This window comes from Thalassotalea sp. PLHSN55 (assembly GCF_052030545.1).
Classification (GTDB): Bacteria; Pseudomonadota; Gammaproteobacteria; order Enterobacterales; family Alteromonadaceae; genus CANMXU01.
Genome location: NZ_JBPDIH010000004.1, coordinates 499,265 through 523,038, shown reverse-complemented (window position 1 = coordinate 523,038; position 23,774 = coordinate 499,265). Strand labels below are relative to the sequence as shown.

The window sequence follows — 23,774 nt, the reverse complement described above, 5'->3', positions numbered from 1 at the left end:
CTCACATAAAAATTTATGCTGCGCGTATTCTCCTTGAATTAATGTTAATCACTTAGCGTTAATTCAATTTATGAAATATTTATTTTAATTTATATCTCAGTGAAAACTGGGGTAAATAAACAGCTAAAATTGAGACATTAAAATGACAGACCAAGCAAAAGTAGCGCAAGAAGAAAACAAACTTATTGCCGAGCGTCGTGGCAAATTAGCCCAAATTCGTGAAAATTGTCCGGCAAATGGCCACCCAAACGATTTTAACCGCGAACATTACGCCGCTGATATTCAAGCTGAACACGGTGAAAAAACCAAAGAAGAACTTGAAGAGCTTCAAGTAACTTATGCGGTTGCTGGTCGTGTAATGGCAAAACGTGGTCCATTTTTAGTACTACAAGACATGTCTGGCCGCATTCAATCATATGCTGAAAAAACCGTACAAAAAGACATTAAAGCCCGCTGGGGAACCTTAGACATTGGCGATATCGTGGGTGTTAAAGGTGTCTTGCATAAGTCAGGTAAAGGCGATCTTTACGTGAACATGGAAGAATACAGCTTATTAACTAAGTCGCTTCGTCCGTTACCAGAAAAATTCCACGGCTTATCTGACGTTGAAACTAAGTATCGTCAGCGTTATGTTGATTTGATCATCAATGAAGATACCCGTAATACCTTTAAAATCCGTTCAAAAATTGTCGACGGCATTCGCAAGTTCTTAACTGAACGTGACTTTATGGAAGTTGAAACGCCAATGCTACAAACCATTCCTGGTGGCGCAACGGCTAAACCGTTTGAAACTTTCCACAATGCTTTAGACATTCAAATGTTTATGCGTATTGCGCCAGAGCTTTACCTTAAGCGTTTAGTGGTTGGTGGTTTCGAAAAAGTATTTGAGATCAACCGTAACTTCCGTAATGAAGGTTTATCTACGCGCCATAACCCAGAATTCACCATGATCGAATTCTACCAAGCGTACGCTGATTACAACGACCTAATGAACCTAACTGAAGACATGTTACGTACGTTAGCGGAAGACGTAATGGGCACAAGCGTTATTCGCAATACCGTGAAAAATGCTGACGGCGAAGTGGTTGAAGAAAAGTTCTATGACTTTGGTCAGCCGTTTGCACGCTTATCTATGGTTGACGCGATTTTAAAATACGGCAAGCCTACTCATGGTGAAGTGATAGACGAAAATGTACTGCGTAACCCAGAAGAAAACTTCGACGCATTAAAAGCGATGGCAAAAGCCGTTGGCGTTAAAGAAACCGATGCATCGAAAGTATGGGGTCCGGGTAAATACATTTGTGAAATCTTCGAAGAAGTGGCTGAGCATTTATTAGACCAACCAACGTTCATCACGGAATACCCATGGGAAGTTTCACCACTAGCACGTCGTAACGATGAAAACCCATTCATTACTGACCGTTTTGAATTTTTTGTTGGTGGTCGTGAATTAGCGAACGGTTTCTCTGAGCTTAATGATGCAGAAGACCAAGCAGCACGTTTCCAAAACCAAGTTGAAGGAAAAGACGCTGGTGACGATGAAGCCATGCACTTTGACGCTGACTACATTCAAGCACTTGAATACGGCTTACCACCAACAGCGGGTGAAGGTATCGGTATCGACCGTTTAGTAATGTTATTTACTGACTCACCAACCATTAAAGACGTGATTTTATTCCCGCACATGCGTCCATTAGCGGAATAATCATAGCTGAAAATTACTAGCTGCAAGTTGAAAGTTGATAGCTTGAAGCTGAAAGTAAAAAGCTAAAAGTAATTTTAAAAAGCGCTCAATTGAGCGCTTTTTTGATCTTAGCGGTTAATAAGTACGTTTAATACCAATTTGCATAAGGATTTAAAAGGGGTCAGTGACATTAATTTAAAATTTCAACTAAGGTAGTATGGTCGCCGTTTAATTGTTAAGTATGTCACTGACCCCATTTAGCTAATGATCACCTTGAAATTACTCAATATGATCAAACTATTATCACTTCACCATAGGTTAACAGCATGAATCAGCAGCACCATTATCCTTATAAATATAAACGGCATGTCTTTGATGATAAAGAGGTTTTTTATCAGCATTTATGGAAAAAAATATTTCCTAGTCAATACAGCGAAGGATATGGTGCTAATGAAAGAAGTTATAGTGATAGCAATAAGTTTGTTGAAGCATTTATTGCCGCACATATTGCTGAGCAACCGAAAGAAACAATTGCGAGTTACTTAAAGCTAGCGCATCAGTTTTGCCAAGCGCATTTTCGTTTGCTATTAAACCCTAATGTTGATTTAGTACTTGAGCTTGATGGGCATAAAATAGCAGCAACGGGGAAAAAAATGCTAGATTATATGGCGGTAAGTAACTGGCATAAAGCGTTTTGCTTGGCGCTGGTCTTGCGTGATAACGAAGCCTTAATTGGTACCTTGTGCCGATTTCAGCCGGAAAATTATATCAACCCGAAAGTGGAAGACTTGCCGATTGATTATCCCTATTGTAAGTTTTTACAGGGTTTGTTTGCCCCAAATGCTGACTTACAAGTCTTAGTACAAGAAATTGCGAAACTCTCTGCGCCTGAATATATGCCTGAGCGTAGACAATCATTTATTTACAACATTAGGTTGCCTTTTATTGAATTGATTATTACTGTGCTAGCACGTGATGAAAATCGATATCATCAAGGTATTGAGAAAGCCCTTATAGCCAATAAGAACCACTTTAGTATTGATAGTCGAAAAAGCATTGCCGAAGGCTGGTTGCCAATGCATATTTGTGCCGCTGCAGCCATGGCTTATGACCAGTGTGGCTTTAAATTACCTTTTGCTAGTCCTTATCTACCAGAGTGGTTAATTTATGGTGACTTTGAGCACTAGGAGTTAAAAGGGGGTCAGTGACATTAATTTAAAATTTCAACTAATGTAGTATGGTCGCGGTTTAATTGTTAAGTATGTCACTGACCCCATTTAGCTACGCCAGTAAATGGCATGATGGTAAACCTAGGCACCCTGCAACCGATAGTGCATGGCATTATCGCTTGTTTGTAATGTGTGAATATTGCCGTAAATAAATTGGCATTCATTTATTATTAAAGTCTAATTAAAGTCTATAAGTACATCCAAGTTAATAATGCCGACAAGGTTACCCACATTAATAAAATTAATGGGATGCCAATACGCATAAAGTCAGAAAACTGATAACCGCCGGCATTCATCACCAGTAAATTTGTTTTATAGGCCATAGGTGTTGCGTAACTTAAGTTTGCGCCAAACAGCACCGCTAAAATAAAAGGCTCTGCTGGTAAGTTAAGCTGGCTTGCTACTGATATTGCAATGGGGGTGCCTATAACGGCTGCTGCATTGTTGGAAACGATATTGGTGAGTATTGCTAGCAATAGCATTAATGCCGCTAAAACCCCACCTGGCGGTAGACTGTGAGAAAGCGCAACAAATACTTGCGCGATATATTCTGCGCCGCCTGTTTTCATTAACGCAGCGCCTAAAGCAAGTGAGGCAGCAACAATTAATATCACTTGTGTACTGAGCGCTTTTGACACTTCGTCCCAGTGTAAACATTGGGTCACTAATAAAACTAATACCCCACAAACTGCGCTAACTTCAATGGGCAAAATACCGAGTGCTGAGCTAGCAATTACGGCTAATAGTGTGGTTAATGCGATAGGCGCTTTTTTGGTTTGCGGTAATGGCTCTGCGCCATCAATGATCAATAGCCCTTGTTTTTGTTTTAATTGAGCGAGTTGTTCCGGCTCTGTTTGCACTAACAAGATATCGCCGATGCGCAAAGTGATATTGCCAATACTGTTTTTACCTATCTCCATGGCTTTGCCTGCACGGTGCAAGGCAATAACTGAAACGGCATGTTTTCTAATAAAATTAGCTTGTTGTAGGGTTCTGCCGTCTACTCCTGAACCTGCAATTATAACAATTTCAGCCAAGGTTTGTTTGTCTGCTTTTAATGGGTGATCGTCATCAACTTTATGTAAACCAGAAAACAAGGTGGTGCCAAGTATGGTTTCATATTCTTTTAAGCGATCAGGGTAGTCGTGCACTTTTAAGCGATCGCCCGGTAATAAAATAGCATCAGGTAATAACATTACAGAGCGTTTTTCTTCGCTACGTTGTACCCCTTCAATTTTTAATTGACCATCGGTTAGCGCAATCACTTCGGCAATAGTTTTACCGCTTGCGATGCTGTCTTCGTTAACATTTAAGTAGGCACTAAATAAGCGTGGTGAAGTATCAGGTAATGAGGCTTGGCGTTTAGGTAAAATTTTAGGGGCGATTAACCATAAATAAAAAGTCGCCACTACACAGGCAACGAGGGCAATAGGGGCAAAGTCAAATAAACCAAAATGAACCGCGCCCATGTTTTTGGCAATGCTCACTACCAGTAAATTGGTTGAAGTGCCAATGGTTGTTGTCATGCCGCCAACTAATGTCGCCAGCCCCATTGGTAATAAAATCGGCGACGACTCGGTATTATTTTTCAAAGAAACACTAATTAATATAGGTAACAGCAGTACGACAATCGGGGTATTGTTAACGAATGCGCTTAAGGTACCCGCTAAAACTAAGGTAATTAATAGTGAAAGCGATGGGCTAATTTTCCAGAGTTTTGCTAAGTGCCGACCAATGGGCTCTAACGCGCCAGTGCGCACTATGCCATGACCGATGATCATCAGTGCACAAACCGTTATGAGTGCTTCATGACCAAAGCCTAAAAATAACGAACTTGGCTCAAAATGTTCGCCTTGGTAAGAAAAAGGAAATAGTGAAAACAATAAACACAACAAGCCAATAATGGCGAGCGATGATGTTTCAAGAGGAATATCTTCCTTACGAAACAAATAAAGGGCAACAACTGTAAGTAATAAAACTGCTAACGCATGATGATTAGGTAAATCAGGAATATTAAGCAAATGGCACCTTTATATTTTATTCACTAGAGCGCGAAAACTATTCGTTAAAAAGTGTTTGGCTTTAAGTATATATCAAACTTTTTAAGTTGATAAAAAGAGTCACATTTTAAAAGTTAAAGGGGTCAGTGACATTAATTTAAAATTTCAACTAAGGTAGCATGACCGCGGTTTCATTGTTAAGTCTGTCACTGACCCCATCTAGCTTTTATATTGATTTTGATAAATAAAATAACCAACTTATTCATATTCTTTGCGTTGTAAGTCGTACTTTTTCATTTTGTCGTACAAGGTTTTTCGCGGTAGCGATAAAACTTCCATGGTATCTTTTATCGAACCGTTACAGCTAACGAGCGCGTCTTGTATGAGGTTACGCTCGTAAAATCCTACACGCTCGGCCAAGCCCATGTTTGAATGTAAGGTCATAGAATTATCTTGTTGTTGTTCAAATGCCGCGTGTTCGCCAAGTAGCACATAGCGCTCGGCTAAGTTGCGTAATTCACGCACGTTGCCGAGCCAGTCGTTGTTAAGTAAGCTGGCGATTTGTTGTTGCGATAAAGGAATAAGTTCACGGCGATACCTTGCCGAGGCATCTCGGGCAAAGTGAAGAAAAAGCAGCGGAATATCTTCTTTTCGTTCGCGCAGAGGCGGAATTTTTACATCAACAAGGTTTAAGCGAAAGTATAAATCGTGACGAAACTCCCCTTGTTCGCACAATTCAAGCAAGTTAATTTTGGTGGCGGCGATCACTCTTACATCAAGTGCAATGCTGTCATTTGCGCCCAGCCTTACGATTTTACGCTCTTCCAATACCCGCAATAATTTTACTTGCAGCGACATTGGCGTGCTTTCGATTTCATCAAGAAAAATAGTACCGCCATTGGCGTATTCAAATTTGCCAATGCGGCGTTTATTGGCGCCAGTATAAGCGCCAGATTCCGCACCAAATAATTCGCTTTCAATAATATTTTCAGGAATTGCCCCGCAGTTAAGGGCAACAAAATTTTTGTTTTTACGTACACTGTGATCGTGTAAATAACGGGCAACTAACTCTTTACCTGTGCCAGTTTCACCGTTGATCATAATGTCGGCAGGGGCATCGAGCACATTGTCGAGAATATTGCGCATTTGAATAATGGCGGGTGAGTTACCCAAAATTCTTGGTCCGGGTGAAGAATGTGTTTCTAGTTGGCGACGTAATTTTCGATTCTCTAATACCAAATTTCGTTTATCGATGGCACGTTTTACCGTGTCGAGAAAATGGTCGTTATCAAAGGGTTTCTCGATAAAATCGTAAGCACCGTTGCGCATCGACTTTACTGCCATCGAAATATCACCAAAGCCGGTTAGCAATACCACAGGTAGGTCGCTGTCGAGCTTGTGCAATTTAAACATTAATTGATGACCGTCCATTTCTGGCATATTAATGTCGCTAATAATTATGCCATTAAAGTGTTCATCAACTTCGCTAAGCAGGTCTTGCGCTCGTGAAAAACAACGTACCTGAAAGTTTTGTAATTCTAAAAATTGTTCAATCGCAATGCGAATATGCTGTTCATCGTCAACAACAAAAACCGTTCCTAGTGGCGTATTTAACATGGCGCTTAATCCTGTGGTTTGGTTGGCGTATATAAAGGCAAATTGATAATAAATACTGCACCACCATTTTCATGATTTTGCACGGATAAATTACCTTGCATCGATTCAATTATGCGATGGGAAATTGACAAGCCTATGCCTAAGCCATAACTTTCTTTGGTGGTGAAAAATGGTTCAAATATTTTAGATAAGTTATCGGCTAATATGCCTGGGCCTGAGTCGTGAAAACTTATGTTAATGTGCTGTTCTTGCTGCTTAACATGAATGGCGATGGTTTTGTTTTCTTGCCCTTTTATTGCTTGCATGCCGTTACTTAAAATATTGACAAATACTTGTTCTAGGCGCAAAGCATCACCAAGAATATAAAGCTCTTGCCCAGGAATATCGACATTAATATCAACACATTCTTTTTGCGCTTGATGTTTTACAATGGCAAGCGTTTCTTTAATAGAGCTTTGCACGGATACCGGAGATTGCGCGCCAAAACTTTTTTTGGTGAAGCTTTTAAACTGACTAACAATATTGGCAAGACGGTCGGTTAAGCCAATGATGTGATGCAAGTTGCCTTTAACCTTGTCTTGCATATCGCGCTCTTGATAGGTGAGGGCGTTTTGTGAATAGCTTTTAATCGCGGTAAGTGGTTGGTTAATTTCATGATTAATGCTAGCCGACATGCTGCCTACTACGGCAAGTTTTGCAGCTTGAATTAACTCTTCTTGGGTTTTGGTTAATTCACGTTGAGTTTGTTCGCGTTGCTTAATTTCGGTGATCAATTGATTGTTGGTGGCGGTTAAATCTTCGGTACGCTCTTTTACTCGTTGCTCTAATAATAATTGCGTTTGCTGACGCTGTTTATTGTTTCGAATACGCTCTTTAGTGAATAAAATAATAATGACAAAAAGCAAATAACCGCCGGTTCCGGTGATCATTAAATTAATGAACTTGCTTTTAATCGGTTTCAACGAGCTCCAAATATGCACTTGCCAGTTAGTTAAATGCATTTGTGCGTGTTGCGCGAGTACTTGTTTTTGATTGACTTGCTCGGTCAGTTGAAACATTTGCACATTGCTAGCACTGGCAAGGTATTTATTATCAACCTGTAAAATTTTTAAACCTTGTACTTCACGCTCGGCATAACGTTTATTGTCTATCGGCAGTGAACCTAATTTAGTTTGCGCACTTGTAGTGTCATCTTGGGTATGAATATCAAGCTGGTTTAAGCGCCACTCTTTTCGGTTGCTGATAAAAACAACGTTGTCGGGTGCGACGATCAAAAAGTCGTAGTTGTCGCTGCCAACATCTTTTGCATGCTGGTTTTCAATATCGTCAATGCGCACTTTTATTGCGATAACGCCAATAACGTCATCTGCTTTTTTCACCGGATAAGCAAAATAATAGCCGCGTTGATTACTGGTTAGCCCTACGGCGTAATAACGCGCTAAACCACCTTTTAATGCTTGATGAAAATAAGGTCTTACGGTGTAAACATTGCCAACAAAAGAGCTGTCTTTACGCCAATTACTTGCTGAAACGGTTATGCCGCTAGCGTTAATTAAATAAATGTCTGAGGCTTGTGTTACCTCACTCATTTCTTCAAGTAATAAGTTAAGTTTTTGGTTTAATGTAGTATCTTGTGGTGATTCGAGTACTTGCTGTAACAGCGGGTGCTTAGATAACACTTCAGGAATTTTTTCAAATCGACCAAGAGTATTGTCGATGTAGCTAATGAGGTTGTTTAAATGTTGGCTCGATTGTTTATGTAAGTCTTGATAGGCGAGGCTAAGTCCGACTTGTTTAACCACAGTTAACGTTGCCGCGAGCCCTAGCAGCACAATTATCGTTAGTAATATTGTTTTTACCTTCGAACTCGAGTTAACCAAAAGCAGTAACCTGTTGATGCAAAATGAAATAGCTAAGGGCAACGCTACGCTGCAGTTGCCCTAAATGCTATTAATTTGTTTGATTAATAACCATTGAGCTTATCAATATACTCTGGAAATGCCAGTGATATTTGCGGCACGTAAGTAATTAATATTAAGAACATTAGTAATAAACTTAACCAAGGTAAACAGGCCTTAATTACCCAGCCCATGCTTTTACCGGTAATACCTGCGGTAACAAATAAATTCAAACCAACTGGCGGTGTTAACATGCCTATTTCCATATTAACCACCATGATGATGCCTAAATGAATGGGGTCGATACCTAGCTGAACCGCAATAGGGAATAAAATTGGAGCCATGATCAAGATGATCGCCGAGGGCTCCATAAAATTGCCAGCGAGCAATAATAAAATATTGACAATTATCAAGAAGGCATAAGGCTCTAGCCCCCAGCCAATAATGCTTTCTGCGATAATATGTGGAATACGTTCTGTGGTAAGTACATGCGCGAATAACATGGCGTTAGCAATAATAAATAACAACATAATGCTAACTTTTGCGCCATCGAGAATAACGTGTCTTACTTCTTTATCGGTGACGCTTTTAGGAAATGCACTTGCCATTAATAACAGGTTGCGCGATGCGGCGCGGGCGAAGTTTTCTTTGGCGTTGCGCCATTTCACCCCTTTTAGCGGACCAATATCGCGATAGCCAAAAACGGCAATTAAATAGGCATATATCGCAGCAACGGCAGCAGCTTCGGTTGGGCTGGCGATACCGCCATATATAGCACCCAAAACAATAAAAATGAGAGCTAAGCCACCCATGGCGATAAAGCCAGAGCGGAATAATTGCTTAACTCCCGGAAACGGTTTCGACGGTAGATTTTTATAACGGGCAATAATGTATATCGCTATCATTAAAATAGACCCCATCATCAGCCCCGGTACTAAACCCGCCATAAACATACGTGAAGCGGAAACTTCAGTCGCGGCTGAATACACTAACATAACAATTGACGGTGGAATTAGAATGCCCAAGGTGCCTGCGTTGGTAATGACACCTGCGGCAAAACTTTCTGGGTAACCAGCGCGCACCATGCCAACAATGCAAATTGAGCCAATCGCGGCAACGGTTGCAGGAGACGAACCTGAAACAGCAGCAAATAACATACAGGCTAATACCGACGCCATTGCCAAGCCGCCACGAATATGACCAACACTGTCTACGGCAAAGTCGATAATACGGCGCGCAACACCGCCGGTCGATAAAAATGCCGATGATAAAATAAAAAATGGAATCGCTAATAAAGTGTAGTGCTCAGAGGTGGCTTCATACATTTTTAGCGCAATAGATGCGATAGAGTCACTTGAGAAAAACAAAATGGTGATCATGCTGGAAAAACCTAACGCGATAGCGATTGGCATTCCGATAAGTATGCATGCAAATAAGGTGAGAAATAAGGCTGCAATCGTCATTACTTTTGCTCCTGTGAATCGTTTTTGTTTGGCTGTTCACTTGCTGTGATCACAATGTCATCGGCACTGGTGGCAGTTTTGGGCGACGACTTTTCTGCAGCTGTATTTTCAGCTGGATTTTGCTCTTCTTCTTGAATTAAATGCATGCTTTCTTTGGCTTCATCAGCAAAGGTAAAACCGGTGTGTTTGCCTTGAATAATTTGCAATAACAGCTGCGCGAAACGAACAAACAACAGGGCAAATCCAATTAACAAGCTTGAATGTGCGATCCAAATTGGCATCAACGGCTCTTCTGCATCAACGCGAAAAATATCCCATGCACTGTCAGGATCAAATAAATTAACGAAACTGGCGGGTAAGTGAATATCTTCCATTGGCAGGCCAATGGTGTACATTTTGTTGATATAAACCACGCTGCCATAAAAAAACATGCTGCTGTAGGCAATACAAATAAGTACTGCAGCAATGGCGGTAACTTTACGTGCTGGCGCCGGCAGGCTGTTAACAAAAGCATCAACACCAATATGGGCGCCCACTTTTACCCCGTAAGACATGCCAAATAATACTAAACAGGCACCGAAGGTTAATGTGGTTTCTTCAATCCACATAAAACCGATATTAAAAATGAAGCGAGAAATAACTTCTGCAAAAACTAGCACTGTCATGCTAACAATGAGAATGCAGATAAATCCTTCTTCAATAGCGTTAGACGTTTGAGAATTTTTCACAATAATTACCTATAAACTGACTTAAAAAGCGCTAGTAAAAAGCACTTACCTAAAGCGGTTTAACTACACCTTAGGTAAGTGAAGCTATTTAATTGGCAGCAACAGCTGCATCGATGATCTTTTTGCCAATTTGCTTTTCAAAGCGTTGCCATACCGGTTTCATTGCCGCTACCCATTGCTGGCGCTCGGTTTGAGAAAGCTCGGTTATTGAAGAGCGCTTAGAGTCGATAATGCGTTGCTTGTCTTCTTTGGCTTTTTGCGCAGCAATGGAATTACCAAACAAAATTGCTTCGTCTAACGCCGCTTTTACTTCTTTACGAATGTCTGTTGGAATTGATTGCCAAAACGATTTTGACGTCACCACTAAGTAATCTAAAACGCCATGATTGCTTTCAGTGATATGCCCTTGTACTTCAAAAAATTTCTTAGAGTAAATGTTTGACCAAGTATTCTCTTGTCCGTCAACGGCTTTGGTTTGCAGTAGGGTGAATACTTCAGAGAACGGCTTTTTCACCGGCACTGCATTTACCGCGTGAAATTGTGCGGCCAATACTTCAGACGACATAATGCGAAATTTCTTGCCTGATAAATCACTTGGCAGTCGCATTGGGCTGCTTGATGAAAGCTGCTTCATGCCGTTATGTAAATACCCTAGACCTTGTAAACCTTTACGGCTCATCGAGTTTAAGAGGCGTTGACCTTCTTTGCCTTGTTGAAATTTATCAACCGCTGCCATATCGTTAAAGATGAATGGCAGATCAAATATTTGCAGTTTTTTGGTGTATTTTTTAAATTTCGATAACGACGGCGCGGCTAGTTGAACATCGCCTAATTGCATCGCTTCAAGTACTTTGTTATCGCCAAACAATTGTGAATTTGGAAAAACTTTTACGACAACTTTTCCCGCCAGTCTTTCTTCAACTAAGCTTTTAAACTTCATCGCCATTTGCCCTTTTGGCGTATTTTCGGCAACTACGTGTGAGAACTTAATTTCTATTTCTTTTGCTGATGTACTTAATGACAATGCACATAAAAAGGCGCCAGTTGTGGCGAGTAAATTTTTAACTAATGACATAATAATTATCCTGTTGTTCAAATGAGTAAGTGAAAATGTTTTGCTTAAAAGTCAAAACGTGCGCCTAATTGAAATTCAGATAAATCTTCGCCAGTGGTTGGCAAGCGCGTATCATCGCTGTCAAACTGCTCAAATGCCGCCCATAAACGGAAAGATTTTGAGTAGTAGCGAATGTATTCCACTTTAATTGAGCTGACATCACCTTTGATGTCGCAGCTGTTGAGGGCATAACGACCATGTACTTGGTTTTTGCCCGACTTCCACTTGCCGTAAATGGCCGCGGTTGAACGCTCTTCATCTGCACAAGCGGTTACGCCGCCAACTTTCGAGCCACTTGCTGTCGAGTTAAGTTCAACGTTGCCTGAAGAATTGCCTGAATAAATATCAAAGTCTTCTTCAGCTAAATGATAAAAAGCGGATAAAGTCACGGTGTCAGAAAGGTTATACCAAGCGCGAACCCCGTATAAATTACCGTTGTTGTCGCCGCGTTGATCACTTGCTAGGGCTGCTTGTAGTTTTACCGGGCCTGCGTTGTATTGCGCCGCTAATTGGTATTGATCGAACGAGTCGCCGTCTTGTTTTTCGGTTTGCAGTGCTGCGCCAAAACGCCAGTTGCCTGAGGTTTTTTCCCATTGCAGAAAATCGTCGTCGCGAATTGCACCTTGGCGAAGTGAATCTAAACCATCAGAGAAATAGGCACCACGCACAAACTTGTGCCATAAAATGGTTTGTGAGCCGTAGGTGACTTTACCAAAATCACCTTTTAACCCTATGTACACTTGGCGCATACCGGCGCGGTTGTTTTGGACAAAGTTATCGTTATCTTCACCACGTAAACCGTATTCGAATAAACCGATACCGGTTAAGCCGCCACCTAAGTCGACCGAGGCTTTACCGCCAATACGACTTAAATAATCGCGACCATTGGCAGCATCGTCGTCGGTGCCAGCATCAACATAATCGACACCTAACCGTAGTGAGCCGTAGAATGATGTTTTAACATCACCTTCTTCAGCAAATGCCATTGACGATGTGCTAGCCAGTAGCAGTGTAGCTGCGATTTTTGTTGTTAACTTATTGTTCATTGTGTTCCCCTTGTTGGTGAATACCTTCTGTATTGAGATATTTCTACCTGTTGCTTGGTGTTTTTTGCTCAGCGTTTTTACTTTGTTTTTTGGTGCATTAATAATTTGTGCAATAGCTATATCGCAAGCATGGTGCCAAGCAAGTTTTTTAAAGAGGAATAAGTTTTTTATTCAGTTAAAATAAAAGGTTATAGGAGTTGTGTTTTTTTGAAGATGAACGAGAATGCGTAACTTTGTGTGGGGAATGACCCGAAAAAAATAGCCTATGGGTGGAAGTCCACCCATGAAGAATAAATGAAACTAGCCTATGATTTTTATGTATTTTGCCAAGACAAGGTTATTTGCGTAGGGAAGTGAATAAAGAAAAAGGCCAATTATTTTTACATAATTGGCCTTTGATTAAAGCTTGTTTCAATTGCGCTGATTTAAACGCATTAATTTAAACGCATTTTGTGATTGTATTAAAGCTTACTTTCTAGCTCAGGTAAGGCTTCAAATAAGTCAGCAACAATACCGTAGTCAGCAACTTGGAAGATTGGCGCTTCAGGATCTTTGTTGATCGCAACGATAACTTTAGAGTCTTTCATACCGGCTAAATGCTGAATTGCACCACTGATACCTACGGCAATGTATAAGTCTGGCGCAACAATCTTACCTGTTTGACCAACTTGCATGTCGTTAGGAACAAAACCTGCGTCAACCGCGGCACGTGAAGCACCAATAGCTGCGCCAAGTTTATCTGCAATACCTTCAAGTAGTTTAAAGTTATCGCCGTTTTGCATACCACGACCACCAGAAATTACCACGCCAGCGGCACCTAAATCTGGGCGCTCTGACACAGTTAGTTCGTCACTTACGTGGCTTGATGTACCAGCATCAGTTGCTTGGCTTAAAGCAACAATTTCCGCGCTACCGTCGGTTGCTACTGGGTCAAAACCTGTTGCACGTACGGTGATCACTTTCTTGCTATCTAAACTTTGCACGGTGGCAATTGCGTTACCTGCATAAATCGGGCGTACAAACGTATCCGCGCTTTCTACTGCAATAATATCTGAGATTTGTGCAACGTCTAATAGAGCTGCAACGCGAGGCATAAAGTTTTTACCGGTTGTTAACGCTGTTGCTAAAATGTGGCTGTAATCACCAGCAAGATCAGTCACTAATAAGCTTACGTTTTCTGCAAGTTGGTGTTCATAAGCGGCGTTGTCTGCAACAAGTACTTTATTGACACCATTAATTTGAGCGGCTGCTTCTGCAACGGCTTGACAGTTACTACCTGCCACTAATACATCAATGTCGCCACCAATAGCTTGTGCTGCAGCAACGGTTTTTAATGTATCAGCTTTTAAGCTGCTGTTGTCGTGTTCTGCAAATACTAAAATGCTCATGAGATCACCTTCGCTTCATTCTTTAATTTTTCAACTAATTGGTCGATAGACTCAACCACAATACCTGCTTGACGCTCTGAAGGAGGCGTTACTTTAAGTAAAGTAGAGCGTGGGCTTAAATCAATGCCAAAATCGGCAGCGGGTTGCACGTCTAAAGGCTTACGTTTTGCTTTCATAATATTTGGTAATGACGCGTAACGTGGTTCATTTAAGCGTAAGTCGGTAGTCACGATAGCAGGAAGGTTTAACGCAACGGTTTGTAAACCGCCGTCAACTTCACGAGTAACGTTAACTTTATCGCCTTCAACCTTAACTTCTGAAGCAAATGTACCTTGTGCTAAACCCGTTAATGCAGCAAGCATTTGACCTGTTTGGTTGTTATCGCTATCGATTGATTGTTTACCAAGAATAACTAATTGAGGAGCTTCAGCTTCAACCACTTTTTGTAGCAACTTAGCGACATGAAGTGAATCTAAGTTTTGGTCAGTCTCAATTTGAATTGCGCGGTCTGCGCCTAGGGCTAATGCGGTACGAAGTTGTTCTTGACAAGATTTGTCGCCAATAGAAACAGCGATAATTTCAGTAGCTACACCAGCTTCTTTTAAACGAACAGCTTCTTCGACTGCGATTTCACAAAAAGGGTTGATTGCCATTTTTACATTAGCAAGATCAACATTGGAGTTGTCTGGTTTTACGCGAACTTTGACGTTGTAGTCGATAACACGCTTAATGGGTACTAATACTTTCATCTTAGCCTCGAAGTGCAATTGTTATAATTTTAAACAGTTAAACATTAGTGAATAACCTAGGAAACAATTCGAAAAATAGCAATAAAGATAACGACCAAAACCGTGATCTTTATAAATACTTTGATCAAATTGCGGAAAAACTATTTTTATATGCAATTTGTCAGCTATAAATTAGTAATTGCCAACAAAATATCTATATAATGAATTTATACTATCAAACACTTGTTTGAATATCAAACATGTGTTTGAATTAGTTTATCTGAATTTACTTAAGGGGATTGTCATGGAACGTGAATCAATGGAATTTGATGTTGTGATCGTAGGCGCAGGCCCGTCAGGCTTAGCAACTGCTTGCCAATTAATGACGTTAGCTCAAAAACAAGAAAAAGAATTAATGGTATGTGTCGTCGAGAAAGGCTCAGAAGTTGGTGCACATATTTTATCAGGCGCAGTGTTTGAAACACGAGCACTTGATGAGTTGTTTCCAGACTGGAAAGAAAAAGGTGCGCCACTAAATACCCCAGTGACCGGCGATGACATTTATTTGTTTAATAGCGCGTCAAACGGTATTAAATTACCGGGCTTTGCGGTACCTAAAACCATGCATAATGAAGGCAACTATATCACCAGTATGGGCAATATTTGTCGTTGGTTAGCCGAACAAGCAGAGCAAATGGGGGTTGAGATTTTTCCTGGATTTCCTGCTCAAGAAGTACTTTATAATGAAGATGGCAGTGTTGGCGGTATTATTACTGGTGACATGGGTCTAGATAAAGACGGTAATCAAAAAGACTCTTACATGCCGGGTATGGAGCTTAAAGCCAAATACACGGTATTTGCAGAAGGTTGTCGTGGTCATTTAGGTAAGGAGCTGATTGCCAAATTTAGCCTTGATGACGGCCGTTCGCCTCAGCATTACGGTATTGGTTTCAAAGAAATTTGGGACATAGATCCTGAAAAGCATCAAGAAGGTTTAGTGGTACATAGTGCGGGTTGGCCGTTAGAAAAAGACACCACAGGTGGTGGTTACTTATATCACGCGGAAAACAACCAAGTATTTGTTGGTTTAATTGTTGATCTAAATTATTCGAACCCACATTTAAGTCCGTTTGATGAATTTCAACGTTATAAGCATCACCCTAAAATTAGCCAATATCTAGAAGGTGGTAAACGTGTTTCTTACGGCGCACGAGCCATGGCAAAAGGTGGTTATAATTCACTTCCAAAAATGACGATGCCAGGCGCATTAATGGTGGGTTGTGACGCAGGTACGATTAACTTTGCCAAAATTAAAGGTAATCATACCGCGATGAAGTCGGGCATGTTAGCAGCAGAAACAATTGTCGAAGCACTAGCGAATAGTGATGAAGGCGGTAAAGATTTAATTTCGTATGCAGATAAATTTGAAAGTTCTTGGTTATTCGACGAGTTATACAATACCCGTAATTTTGGTCCTGCTATGCATAAGTTTGGTACCACTTTAGGTGGTATGTATAACATGGTTGATCAAAACTTCTTTGGCGGTAAATTGCCGTTTAATTTTAAAGATGACTCGTTAGATCATGAACAGTTAAAACCTGCAGACCAATGTGCGGTGATTAATTATCCGAAACCTGATAATAAATTGAGTTTTGATAAACTGTCATCAGTATTTTTGTCGAACACTAACCATGAAGAAGAGCAGCCGTGTCATTTGAAATTAACTGATGCGACGATCCCTGTGAAAGTGAATTTAACTAAATACAATGAACCAGCACAGCGTTACTGCCCAGCGGGTGTGTATGAAGTTGAAAAGTCTGACGATGGTGAAGATGTTTTTGTTATCAACTCACAAAACTGTATTCACTGTAAAACCTGTGACATTAAAGACCCAAGCCAAAATATTACTTGGGTCACGCCAGAAGGTACAGGTGGTCCAAATTATCCGAACATGTAATTAGATAATTTAAGAATGTTGATGAAAAAAGCCTGAATTATCAGGCTTTTTTGTTTTCTAAATTGTGCTTTTTAACCTGTATAAGGTCAAAGTCAACTAGTTGTGGAATATTCGCTCTTAACTCAGTTTCAAGTGAGTCGAGTTCAATTAACCCTTGGCAGAATTGTTCTGCTTTTTGCTCTAATGCTTGTGCTCTTGAGGTAATTTCTACTTCTAAATCTTTACCAAGTAGCTCCATGCGATCATCTAATGTGTTTGCACGTTGCTCTGAATTGCCTTCTTCACGGTTACTAATGGCTTCACCGACCGCTAATAAAATAGTGCCAAGTGACTGAAAAATAATTTCTTCAATTTCTTCTTCAAATTGACCGGCAAATATTTCATCAAAATCATCAAAGTCTTGCGGCGCGATATAATAATTGTCGGTGGTATGATTAAAGCGTTTTCTTAAGCGCCATTGCAGGTCTTCAAACTTTTTTTGAATTTGTTGGTGCGACTCACTGTTTTCACCAGTTAAACCACCGATAACTTTATTTACTGCTTTTAAGCCAATATCGACACTTTCGATGGCAATAGACACTATTTCAGGGACTTGCTGCTGAATGCCTTGCGTATAATTAGCCAAGAGTTGCTGTTGAGCTTTGGATAGCTCTACTTCACGACCTTCTAAAAACAGCTGTTTAGCATCATTTATTTGTAAATAGGTTTTACCTTCATTGAGAAAACGCACATGCTCCGGAGAGATGATCACGCCGTATTGAAAGTTGATGTCGCATGTATTGGCTAGTGCGGATTGACTAAGCAATAGACATGCGAGCATTATAAATTTGACTATCTTCACTGGAAACTCACTTGATTACTCGGTAAGTTGTGATGATAAAGTATTTTTGGGATATGTACTATTTTTTAGGTGTGAACAATGGGCTCGATATGAATTTTTCGTTCACTGTACTTCATTTTGCTTGGCCCGTACTCTCGGCGAGAGCGGTCTCGAAAGTCTCCCACAACTAATTCTACGCCGTGGTAAAGCTTTTCAGTTGCTTCCACAAAAACTTGCCCCATATATTCTTGCAATAGATCTTCTAGCATTGCTTTTTCTTGCAAATCTTCTGCTAATTTCCCCGCGTGAAACTTATAGGTTGTGACCACCTTTTTTAACAGTTCAGGTTGTTGTTTGTCTTTCGGCAGTAGTTTGAGTTTATTAATTGCACCTTTTAGCTCTTCTGTTTGGTCTGACTCTTCTTTAATTTTTTTGTCTACGGCGTCGATTTCATCTTTGTATTCATCAATGCGTTTGTCAAAAGTAATGATGGTTGGAGCACCCGCTGTTGCACCTAAACAACCGGCATGTACAGATGTGCCTGCATGTATATGGCCAGCAATGAGTTTGCCATTAGCATGTTCTTCATTACCGACCCATAATTGCCCATTCACATTGATAATGCTGTGCATCATTTGATTTTCAATGCGTAAATCTTGGCAATTAATTTCCGCGTACTGGCAGTACTTAGCAAAAATATTACCTTTAGCATTTATTTTAACGCTCATATTAATGTCTTTAACATCGACATTATCGGTTTCATATTTTTTACCAATAATGCCAGTGCCTATGGTGATATCGCCACCGGCATCAAGAAATGAAGATTCAACAAAGCCGCCAATCGTAATGTCGCCCGTCGCTGATACTTTCATACCTTCACAGACATCACCATCGATAATAACACTACCTTGAAATTTGATATGACCAGTACTGATGTCAACATTTTTAAGCTTATAGACCTCGTCGACTTCCATGCCGTTGTCGATCACGCGCGGCAAGCCAACTAAGGTTGAAACTAAGACATTTTGATTTTTAGGGCTGATGGTTGTGCCTTCACCTGCCTTAAGTTCAATATCTTCGCCAGGTACAGGTTCAAGAGGATTTCCGGTCACGGTAAACCCTTTCTTACCTTGGGTGAAAGGTATTTTTTGCGCGAGCGGATCGCCCACTTTTACACAGATAATATCGCCAAGGTCGCGCATATCAACGCTACCATCTTCTCGCTCTTTTGGCTTTAAAATACGGTTTTGGGCACTTTCAACTAAGGGTTTTATTTGTGAATCTTTGCCGTTAACCGGTTCTTTTCCCCACGCTATTTGGGCTTTAACAATAGAGCCTGCAGGTTCTTTTGCACCAGCGCGTGCCAGTTTAATTAACTCTTCTTTACTAAAACCTTTGGTAATGCCTGCGGCTTGTGCGGCGTGAAGTATTGCTTTGGCAGAAAGGTGTTTTCCGCCCAGAGCTGTGGTGATTTCAGCACTACAGCCCATTTCATCACTATCAATATTAATGGTAATAGAGGCGTCTCTGCGCTCTAATATTTGATAGCGTATCTCAGAAGCTTCTTGGTTAGCTTGCAGCGGCTTTAAGACACCATTTAATTCAGCAACGGCATTTTTGACATTAGCCATTTCGAGATGAAGATCAGAAAATTCAGATGCTTTTATCAGTTCGTGAATATTTGCTTCACTTATCACTTTGTTGTCTTTTTTAGGAATTAACACCAAGTCAACATGATTATTTTTATTTGTTACTAAATTAGCAACTGTCATTGATTGTAAACTCCAAACTCAAACTTGCGTTAGATGTAATTGTCTTGGTGCACCTTAATAAAACTGGCTGTTCCCACTTTTGAATAGTCTAACTTGTACTCTTTATTATCAAGTGCTTGAATAAATACTAAGGTTTTTTCTTCACCAAAGACATCAATAGACGAAATATCAATAACTTCTTGGTAAGCTTTTTTAGCTTCAGAGCGTTTAGATGGCATAGCACCTTTGTAAACGCCAATCCCTCGATGGCTAACGATAACGACAGGGTGGTCACCATTAACAATTAATAAATCGAATTTTTTTATTTTGTGTATTAGGGTATTTCTACCGCTAGTAATAAAATTTTTTTCTATCAAAATAAACCCTTACTTTGTTATTGCTTTGTTACTCTGCTTTCATAAAAACTAACAACACTGACTTCCAAAATACAGGTGTGAACAAAACAAGGCGCACATTTACCAAAATTATTAAGAATGATGGCGGTATTTTTTTGTTGCTTAATTGTAAATATATAAACTTTTAATTTAGTTAGCAATAATTAAGCTTACAGGGACTAAGTTTAACTTAAAGTATTTTTATAACTAAAGCGTTATTTATGATCAAGATTTCGTGCGTTAATGACCTTTGCAATTGCGCGTTCAGTAATATAGTTAGGTTTTTCTTTGCTATTAATAAGCAGTCGGCGTAATAAATCTAACGAGATTGCCGAAACATATTTTTGAAAGTATTCGCGTTTTGCAGGTATGAGTAAAGTCGTGGTATTTATCTGTTCTTTAGTTCCCCAGCCAATGCAAATGGTGCCAACGGGCTTTTCTGCGCTGCCACCACTTGGACCCGCAATACCTGAAACGGCTATACCACAATCGGCACCGGAAACCGCTAAAGCACCTGTTAGCATTGCTTTTACGCAAGCCTCACTTACCGCGCCTGCTTGCTCAAATATATTTTCATCAACTGCTAACATGTTTGTTTTCATTTGATTTGAGTAGGTGACAAAGCCTGCTTCAAATACATCAGATGCGCCAGGAATACGAGAAATGTGGTTAGCAATTAGTCCGCCAGTGCAAGATTCCGCTAAGGTGATTTTTTGTTGTTTACTGGTGAGCAAATCCACCACACACTCTGCAAGCGATAAGCTTTTATCACTAATGATATTAAAGATATGATCGCCCAATAATTGGTGTAATTTAGTTTGCCACTGTTGTTTTAATTTTTCTGCCTGTTCACTTCTTGTGGTGAGTTTTATTTCGATAAGCGGTGATGCGGCTCTAAACCCTAACTCGATTTCAGCTGGCCAATGGGGGAAACTATCGTCAATAAGTTTTTGCAGCGCCGCTTCACCAATACCAAACACTTGCATGCGCGTTACGTGGGTTTTTAAATTGCTAGGTAAGCGATGGCTTAAGCTAGGAATGATTTGTTCACTGAGCATTACTTTAAGCTCTGGCGGTACACCTGGTGTGCAAATTATTTCACAGTCATTAAGCACAAGACTAAAGCCTACAGCGCTGCCTGTTCGGTTAGCGACTACGTTAGCACCTTTAGGTAATATTGCTTGTTTGAGGTTTTGATTATTTAATGCCGCGCCACGATTTTTACACCAATCTTGAAGGTGTATTAATGCGTCGGGGTGTTGCTCTAATTCAACATTTGCTGCTTGGGCAAGCGCTTGTGCTGTTAAATCGTCAACTGTTGGTCCAAGACCTCCGTTAACGATTATTACGTCAGATTGCAGGCTCAGTTGTTGTATTTCATCAATCAGCAGTGCCATATCGTCAGATACGGTGACCTTTCTTTTAAGTTCAATGCCGAGTTCTTTGAGTTGTTGTGCGATCATCGCTGAGTTACTGTCAATGATATCGCCAGACATTAGCTCATTGCCTGTTAGCAATAATTGAACATTTAAAGTCGACATTGTGTGGTTTCCTATTATTGTTTTTACCAATTGATGTTTTGAATCAAAATCATATGGTGTTTTAAGAATGCGCTAATTATACCTATATTTCCTGTTAAGGATATGCGAGTTAGAAGCCAATAAATAGACTATTTTTTCCAATCTGGTTTAGAACGGTGTATTGTTACTTTAGTGTGATTTTTTTTATTCACTGACTATTTTTGATTATAAAAGTTTATATAACTATTAGGGCTACTTGGCGAGGGGGAAGATTGCGTTTAACGTTAGCGTCACGGCTGTTATTTAACTGCATTTATAAAAGCCTCATGCTGTTCTTGCTGTTCTTGCTGGTTTCTGCTTTTTGCTCAGCGAAACAGGTTGATGATAAAACCTATGTCATTGGTGTTGAAGCGATTGATTATTATCCTTTATACGACTTTGACTATCAAAACACTGTAAAGCCGAGTTTTACTCGTGATTTGCTGAGTGGCTTTTTTGAGTCAAAAGATTATTCGTATCGTTTTTTACCTTTGCCAATTAAGCGCTTTAATCGCTGGTATGTAGAACAAAATATTGATTTTAAATTTCCTGACAACATTCGCTGGCGAGACAGCGAAAAAATAAAACTCGATATTACCTATAGTGAGCCAGTGCTTTATCTGATGGCTGGTGCTTATGTGCTGAAAAAGAATGCTAAAATTAACCGTGAACAGGTAAAAAAATTGGGCACTATGACAGGTTTTTACCCAACACTTTGGGTGAACGAAATAAATAGTGGACATACTAAGCTTGTTGAAAGTGTTGCAACACGGAGTATTGTTAAACACCTTCTTTATGGCAATGTTGACGCCACCAATATTGATCAGAATGTGATCGCGCATAATCAGCGTAAACTGAATTCAAATAGTGAAATCGTACTTAATCAAAATATACATCATGAGAAATATGCGTACTTTTTTTCATCAATTCAATATCCTGAAATTATTAAAGAATTTAATCAATATTTACGCGATAATAAGCAAAAAGTTGATGCGTTAAAGCAAAAATATCATCTTGTTGAGGATTAAATAACCATGAATTACGCTCGAGAAATGCTAATAGGGCGTTGGTATCGAAGTGATATTGATGAAGATAATGTGCATTTTACTGAATATGCGCAGCTATCGGTTGATGGCAGTTTCGAATTTTCTTTTATCAACCATGACGAGTCTGGCCAAGTGAGTCAGCAAATCATTGAGTTAGGTGATTGGGGACTCGTTGGTGATATTCACTTTACCATCACCAAAGGTGAAGTGGTTGACGAGCACGAATATGGCGCAGATTTAGCCGATGAAAATAACTATCATGCCTACCGAGTATTGCAGTTAGATAATCAAATTTTTAAATATCAGCATATTGTCAGCAATGAAGTGTTTATCCTGCGTCGCGTTATTGATAAAATCGGTTTTTGTTAACCTTCCCGTTAGTTAAAAAGTGCGGCTATATTGCCTGCAGTTTAGAAAATAATAGCAATTTTTGAGAGAAAAAATGGACCATTTAAGAGCAGCAAGCCTGATCACCGCGATCAAAACTCCTTACGATAGCCAAGGTAATATAGATTTAGCGACCTACGATCGTTTAATCGAACAACAAATTGCCGCCGGTGTCGATGGCATTATTGTTGGTGGTACGACAGGTGAAGGGCACTTACTAAGCTGGGAAGAGCACTTAATGCTGATCGCGCACAGTGTGCATAAATATGCTGACAAGCTAATTATTGTTGGCAATACCGGCAGTAATAATACCCGTGAAGCGATTAAAGCAACCGAAAATGGTTTTGCATCAGGTATGCATGCAGCGCTGCAAATTAACCCTTATTACGGTCGTACTTCTCAAGCAGGTGTTATTGAACACTTTAATCAAGTATTGGAAAAAGGCCCAGCGTTTATTTACAACGTGCCAGGGCGTACGGGACAAGATTTAACGCCAGACTTTATTGAGCCGATTGCTACTCACAAAAATTTTATCGGTGTTAAAGAATGTGCCGGTAACGAACGTATTGCTTACTATGAAAATAAAGGCATTGCTTGTTGGTCAGGCAACGACGACGAAAGCTTTAATGGTCGCCATCAACATAAATCCCATGGCGTAATTTCAGTTACCTCTAATATAGTGCCGGGCTTAATGCGTAAATTGATGGATGAAAACGTACCTGAGCTTAACGAGCAATTACAAGGGTTAATGCAATGGCTGTTTTGCGAACCAAACCCAATTGGTTTAAATACAGCGATGATGATGACCAATGCGGTACAAAAGAATTTTAGACTGCCGTATCAAGCCTTAACGTTAGCGCAACGTCAACAAGGTTTAGCCTTGCTTAGTAAACTCGATTTAAACGATATTGTTGGTGATAGCTTAAATTTATTAGACGATAGCGACTTTTCGTATATCTGCTAA

Annotated in this window: 19 protein-coding genes; 6 read left to right on the top strand and 13 right to left on the bottom strand. The window is 40.1% G+C overall.

Features of this window, described 5'->3' with window-relative positions:
* The first annotated feature begins 142 nt into the window (after nt 1-142).
* Both lysS and ACRRSQ_RS10755 read left to right on the top strand, forming a co-directional pair.
* Nucleotides 143-1,705, top strand: a complete 1,563-nt coding sequence (gene lysS / locus ACRRSQ_RS10760) for a lysine--tRNA ligase (RefSeq protein ID WP_440875736.1) — start codon at nt 143-145, stop codon at nt 1,703-1,705.
* Nucleotides 1,706-2,010: 305 nt separating this feature from the next.
* Nucleotides 2,011-2,871 carry an immunity 49 family protein gene (locus tag ACRRSQ_RS10755; protein ID WP_440875735.1) on the top strand — a complete coding sequence of 287 codons (861 nt, stop codon included), beginning with the start codon at nt 2,011-2,013 and terminating at the stop codon, nt 2,869-2,871.
* 230 nt (nt 2,872-3,101) lie between these two features.
* Here the strand turns inward: ACRRSQ_RS10755 and ACRRSQ_RS10750 are convergent, their stop codons facing one another.
* The 9 genes from ACRRSQ_RS10750 to ACRRSQ_RS10710 form a co-directional block, all read right to left on the bottom strand.
* On the bottom strand, nt 3,102-4,934 hold the full coding sequence (locus ACRRSQ_RS10750; RefSeq protein ID WP_440875734.1) for an SLC13 family permease: 1,833 nt from the start codon (nt 4,932-4,934) through the stop codon (nt 3,102-3,104).
* 237 nt (nt 4,935-5,171) lie between these two features.
* Nucleotides 5,172-6,530, bottom strand: coding sequence for a sigma-54-dependent transcriptional regulator (locus ACRRSQ_RS10745; RefSeq protein WP_440875733.1), 1,359 nt, complete (start codon nt 6,528-6,530; stop codon nt 5,172-5,174).
* Nucleotides 6,531-6,535: 5 nt separating this feature from the next.
* Nucleotides 6,536-8,362, bottom strand: coding sequence for a sensor histidine kinase (locus ACRRSQ_RS10740; protein WP_440875732.1), 1,827 nt, complete (start codon nt 8,360-8,362; stop codon nt 6,536-6,538).
* A gap of 131 nt (nt 8,363-8,493) precedes the next feature.
* On the bottom strand, nt 8,494-9,891 hold the full coding sequence (locus ACRRSQ_RS10735; protein ID WP_440875731.1) for a TRAP transporter large permease: 1,398 nt from the start codon (nt 9,889-9,891) through the stop codon (nt 8,494-8,496).
* Nucleotides 9,891-10,556, bottom strand: a complete 666-nt coding sequence (locus ACRRSQ_RS10730) for a TRAP transporter small permease (RefSeq protein WP_440875796.1) — start codon at nt 10,554-10,556, stop codon at nt 9,891-9,893. Before ACRRSQ_RS10730 ends, ACRRSQ_RS10735 begins: the two co-directional genes overlap by 1 nt.
* Nucleotides 10,557-10,707: 151 nt before the next feature.
* The gene (locus ACRRSQ_RS10725; protein ID WP_440875730.1) at nt 10,708-11,694 is read right to left on the bottom strand and encodes a TRAP transporter substrate-binding protein; all 987 of its coding nucleotides are present in this window, start codon (nt 11,692-11,694) and stop codon (nt 10,708-10,710) included.
* Nucleotides 11,695-11,738: 44 nt separating this feature from the next.
* Entirely contained in the window at nt 11,739-12,779 is a 1,041-nt protein-coding gene (locus ACRRSQ_RS10720; protein ID WP_440875729.1) for a porin, read from the bottom strand.
* Between the two features lie 461 nt (nt 12,780-13,240).
* Entirely contained in the window at nt 13,241-14,167 is a 927-nt protein-coding gene (locus ACRRSQ_RS10715; RefSeq protein ID WP_440875728.1) for an electron transfer flavoprotein subunit alpha/FixB family protein, read from the bottom strand.
* Nucleotides 14,164-14,916 carry an electron transfer flavoprotein subunit beta/FixA family protein gene (locus ACRRSQ_RS10710; RefSeq protein ID WP_440875727.1) on the bottom strand — a complete coding sequence of 251 codons (753 nt, stop codon included), beginning with the start codon at nt 14,914-14,916 and terminating at the stop codon, nt 14,164-14,166. The genes ACRRSQ_RS10715 and ACRRSQ_RS10710 overlap by 4 nt, the downstream gene beginning before the upstream one ends.
* 283 nt (nt 14,917-15,199) lie before the next feature.
* On the opposite strand from ACRRSQ_RS10710, the gene ACRRSQ_RS10705 reads away from it, so the two are divergent.
* A complete protein-coding gene (locus tag ACRRSQ_RS10705; RefSeq protein ID WP_440875726.1) occupies nt 15,200-16,852 on the top strand; it encodes an electron transfer flavoprotein-ubiquinone oxidoreductase in 1,653 nt (550 codons plus the stop codon).
* A gap of 40 nt (nt 16,853-16,892) precedes the next feature.
* On the opposite strand, the gene ACRRSQ_RS10700 is transcribed toward ACRRSQ_RS10705, so the two are convergent.
* From ACRRSQ_RS10700 to ACRRSQ_RS10685, 4 genes are all read right to left on the bottom strand, one after another.
* Nucleotides 16,893-17,693 (bottom strand): DUF2884 family protein, encoded by an 801-nt coding sequence (locus tag ACRRSQ_RS10700; protein WP_440875725.1) that lies wholly within the window; start codon nt 17,691-17,693, stop codon nt 16,893-16,895.
* A 65-nt stretch (nt 17,694-17,758) separates the two neighbouring features.
* Nucleotides 17,759-19,444: a DUF342 domain-containing protein gene (locus ACRRSQ_RS10695; RefSeq protein ID WP_440875724.1), complete on the bottom strand. Its 1,686-nt coding sequence runs from the start codon at nt 19,442-19,444 to the stop codon at nt 17,759-17,761.
* A 29-nt stretch (nt 19,445-19,473) separates the two neighbouring features.
* Entirely contained in the window at nt 19,474-19,800 is a 327-nt protein-coding gene (locus tag ACRRSQ_RS10690; protein WP_440875723.1) for a hypothetical protein, read from the bottom strand.
* A gap of 233 nt (nt 19,801-20,033) precedes the next feature.
* Nucleotides 20,034-21,359, bottom strand: a complete 1,326-nt coding sequence (locus ACRRSQ_RS10685; protein WP_440875722.1) for a CinA family nicotinamide mononucleotide deamidase-related protein — start codon at nt 21,357-21,359, stop codon at nt 20,034-20,036.
* Nucleotides 21,360-21,664: 305 nt separating this feature from the next.
* Between ACRRSQ_RS10685 and ACRRSQ_RS10680 the strand changes: the two genes are divergently transcribed.
* The 3 genes from ACRRSQ_RS10680 to dapA all read left to right on the top strand — a co-directional run bounded on the left by ACRRSQ_RS10680 (nt 21,665) and on the right by dapA (nt 23,774).
* A complete protein-coding gene (locus ACRRSQ_RS10680) occupies nt 21,665-22,405 on the top strand; it encodes a hypothetical protein (RefSeq protein WP_440875721.1) in 741 nt (246 codons plus the stop codon).
* A 6-nt stretch (nt 22,406-22,411) separates the two neighbouring features.
* Nucleotides 22,412-22,792: a hypothetical protein gene (locus ACRRSQ_RS10675; protein WP_440875720.1), complete on the top strand. Its 381-nt coding sequence runs from the start codon at nt 22,412-22,414 to the stop codon at nt 22,790-22,792.
* Nucleotides 22,793-22,865: 73 nt separating this feature from the next.
* Nucleotides 22,866-23,774 (top strand): 4-hydroxy-tetrahydrodipicolinate synthase, encoded by a 909-nt coding sequence (dapA, locus tag ACRRSQ_RS10670; protein ID WP_440875719.1) that lies wholly within the window; start codon nt 22,866-22,868, stop codon nt 23,772-23,774.